We start from the raw sequence: 3,587 nt of genomic DNA, 5'->3' as shown, positions 1-3,587 counted from the left end.
GCGTCCTGGAGGGCGGTACGCAGTGCGGCGAGCGGTCCGGGCGCGCCGTCGAGCAGCTGCCGCAGCTCGGGTACGGAGGGGAAGCGGTCGTGGACCGCGCGGAACGGTCCGAGGAGCTGCGCCAGGACCGTCGTGGAGCGGCGGCTGTCGCTGCCCGGGTGCGGGTCGGCGAGGTCCCCGACCAGCGCCTCGGCCAGCACGGCCGCGGCCTCGTCGGGGTCGGTGGTGCCGCCGTACAGGTCGAGGTCGTACACGGACTCCGGGTTCCCGATCCGTACGACGACGTCGTACGCCTCGGCCGGACCGAGCCCTGCTCCCGCCGCGCCGACCACGACGACGGCGGCCCGGCCGGCGAGCGCCTGCAGGCACAGCGACTCGGCGAGCGGGCGCGCGACGGTGCCGGTCTTGCCGGAGCCGGCCGGGCCGACGGCGAGAAGTGAGGTCCCGAGCAGGTCGGGGCCGAGGGCGAGGCCGGTGCCGCGATAGGCGTACGGGTTGCGCGCATCGTCGGCGGTCGTGCCGAGCCGGACCTGGCCGGTGAGCAGGTCGTGGCGGGCGAGCCGGGTCGGCAGGTCGCGTTCGCCGGAGGGGTGCAGGCAGGCGGCGGCGCCGTCCTTGAGGACCGCGCCGGTGAAGGTGGCGAGGCTGTGCCGACCGCTGCGTACGCCCTGCCAGGCGCGGGCGATCCGGGCGTGGTCGACGTCCCGCATCAGCCCCGTGCGGGCGTCGGCGGCGAGCCGCTCGGCGGCGTCGACGGCACCGGCGGCGCGCAGCGCGGGCCACTCGGCGGGGTCCTGTTCCGGGGCGGGCGGCCGCTGACTCTCCGGGGCGGGGGTGCGGCGCCAGGCGGGCGGGCCGTAGCGCCGCCAGATCTCGCTCCACCGGCCGAGCCGGCCCACGCCGACCATGATGATCAGCGCGATGATCACGTAGTAGGCGTAGACGGCAACAACAGCGCCGAAGCTGTGCGGTTCGGCCCAGGAGTCGGGGATCATCGCGTACAGGGGCAGCAGCCACCAGCCGCCGAGGTAGCCGTTCCACAGCAGCGACCAGATCAGCCACCCGACCAGAAACGCGATCAACGCCCCGCTCAACAGCTGTCGAGCCGGAATCTGCTCGGGCTCCTCCTCCGGCCGGGGTTGATGCCCGAACCGCCACACTCCGGGCGCCGCCTCCGGCCGCGCGGTGCGCAGCCACGCGAGGAAGGCCGAGCCGTCCGGCTGAGCCGGCGCGCGTGCCGGCCGCGGCGGTACCGCGGGCGGATCCGGTGGCATCGCCGGCCGGGGCACCGGGTTCGCATGCGTGCCCCGCGTGTCCCGCGTCCCGTCGCTGTCCATCGCTCCTGCCCCCTGACCAGCCGCTCCGTCCACCATCAGCGAGTCAATCTAACGCCCTCCCAAGGGGAGTTCACCGCTTACGCGGCCGGGCCTGCGGTGATGTGTTCGCGCCGCGCTATGTCCACCACGGACAACCCGTTCCGGCGACAACGCCCACATGGAGCATGCCCAGGTCCGATCCGCGGCTCTAGCCTGCGAAGAAAGAAGGCAAGCGTCCGAAAATCCCCATCCGGAACGTCTGGTTCACCCGGAATGCCGGTACGCAAGATCATCAGGGAGCCCTCATGACCGCAATCCCGCAGGAGCGCCGCGTCGTCACCGCCATCCCCGGCCCGAAGTCGCAGGAACTGCAGGCCCGCCGTACCGCCGCGGTCGCCCAGGGCGTGGGCTCCGTGCTGCCGGTGTTCACCGCGCGCGCGGGCGGCGGCATCATCGAGGACGTCGACGGCAACCGGCTGATCGACTTCGGTTCCGGCATCGCCGTGACCTCCGTGGGCGCGTCCGCCGAGGCCGTCGTACGCCGGGCGAGCGCGCAGCTGGCCGACTTCACCCACACCTGTTTCATGGTCACGCCGTACGAGGGGTACGTCGAGGTCGCCGAGGCCCTCGCCGAGCTGACGCCCGGTGACCACGCCAAGAAGTCCGCCCTGTTCAACAGCGGCGCCGAGGCCGTCGAGAACGCCGTCAAGATCGCGCGCGCCTACACCAAGCGCCAGGCCGTCGTCGTCTTCGACCACGGCTACCACGGCCGTACGAACCTCACCATGGCGCTGACCGCGAAGAACATGCCGTACAAGCACGGCTTCGGCCCGTTCGCGCCCGAGATCTACCGGGTGCCGGTGGCGTACGGCTACCGCTGGCCGACCGGCCCGGAGAACGCCGGCCCGGAGGCCGCCGCGCAGGCCATCGACCAGATGTCCAAGCAGGTCGGCGCGGACAACATCGCCGCGATCATCATCGAGCCGGTGCTCGGTGAGGGCGGCTTCATCGAGCCGGCCAAGGGCTTCCTCCCCGCGATCCGCCAGTTCGCCGCCGACAACGGCATCGTCTTCGTCGCCGACGAGATCCAGTCCGGGTTCTGCCGTACGGGTCAGTGGTTCGCCTGCGAGGACGAGGGCATCGTCCCGGACCTGATCACCACCGCCAAGGGCATCGCGGGCGGTCTGCCGCTGGCCGCCGTCACCGGTCGCGCCGAGATCATGGACGCCGCGCACGCGGGCGGCCTGGGCGGTACGTACGGCGGCAACCCGGTCGCCTGCGCCGGCGCACTCGGCTCGATCGAGACGATGAAGGAGCTCGACCTCAACGCCAGGGCGAAGAACATCGAGGCGGTCATGAAGGCCCGCCTCACCGCCATGGCCGAGAAGTTCGACATCATCGGCGACATCCGCGGCCGCGGCGCGATGATCGCCATCGAGCTGGTCAAGGACCGTACGACCAAGGAGCCCAACCCGGAGGCCACCGCCGCGCTCGCCAAGGCCTGCCACGCCGAGGGACTGCTGGTCCTGACCTGTGGCACCTACGGCAACGTGCTGCGCTTCCTGCCTCCGCTGGTGATCGGCGAGGACCTGCTGAACGAGGGCCTCGACATCATCGAGCAGGCCTTCGCCCGCATCTGAGTCCCCGCCCCGGCGCGATTCCGGCGCCGGGGCCGCCTACGTCAGAGCGTGTGAAGAAGGTGTGCGAGGTGGATGGCGGGACGGGATTCCGTCTGTCGCACCCGCACCCCCTGTCGTAGGTTCTACCCAGATGAGAGATACACCCCGCCCACAGGGGACTGTGGGCGACATCAGGCCGGGGCATCCCCAGCTTCGACCTGGTCGTGCCCTCGCGCACACAACCGGTGCCTCCGGCTCCGGGTCTCCTCACCGATCGGACAGTCGCCCGCCCCAGACCCCCCGGGGCGCGCGACGTTCCGGTCCGGACGGCCGCCTGGGAGCGGTACGCCCTTGAAGGGCCGGCGCACACCCCCCCTTTGCGCCGGCCCTTCAGCGTGTCCGGGGCAGGGAACCTCCGACGCCAGTGGTCTGGACAGCTGGAGGTGGGGGCACGCGCGCGTACTCCTGCGCGGGCGGCGGTTCCTGGACCCGATCGCTCCCCTGCGAAGCTGTTCCCCGTGTCTCCCGTGCTTCCCGTGCTTCTGCTGCTCGCCCTGCCTGTCGTGCTCTTCGCGCTGATCACCTGGCAGGTCGTCGCCGACGGGCCGTTGGTGGGGCTGGACGAGCGGATCAGTCGGGTGCTCGTCCAGCC

1 protein-coding gene and 2 pseudogenes are annotated in these 3,587 nt (G+C 72.0%); 2 read left to right on the top strand and 1 reads right to left on the bottom strand.

All coding sequences use genetic code 11. The annotated features are described in order from the left end of the window. Positions 1–1,337 (bottom strand): annotated as a pseudogene (locus ACTWQJ_RS48440) (ATP-binding protein); the annotation flags it as partial. Positions 1,338–1,621: 284 nt separating this feature from the next. On the opposite strand from ACTWQJ_RS48440, the gene gabT reads away from it, so the two are divergent. Both gabT and ACTWQJ_RS48430 read left to right on the top strand, forming a co-directional pair. Then, positions 1,622–2,956, top strand: coding sequence for a 4-aminobutyrate--2-oxoglutarate transaminase (gene gabT, locus ACTWQJ_RS48435; protein WP_443312743.1), 1,335 nt, complete (start codon positions 1,622–1,624; stop codon positions 2,954–2,956). A 488-nt stretch (positions 2,957–3,444) separates the two neighbouring features. Then, positions 3,445–3,587: pseudogene (locus ACTWQJ_RS48430) on the top strand (phosphatase PAP2 family protein); the annotation flags it as partial.

Origin of the sequence: Streptomyces sp. KR55, assembly GCF_052245645.1 — a bacterium.
GTDB classification, from domain to species: Bacteria; Actinomycetota; Actinomycetes; order Streptomycetales; family Streptomycetaceae; genus Streptomyces; species Streptomyces flavusporus.
The sequence above is the reverse complement of the archived record's forward strand: the minus strand, read 5'-3'. Positions and strand labels throughout refer to the sequence as shown.

Excerpts from the sequence above, each read along its gene's own strand:
- gabT (WP_443312743.1), top strand. The coding sequence starts at position 1,622 with ATGACCGCAATCCCGCAGGAGCGCCGCGTCGTCACCGCCATCCCCGGC.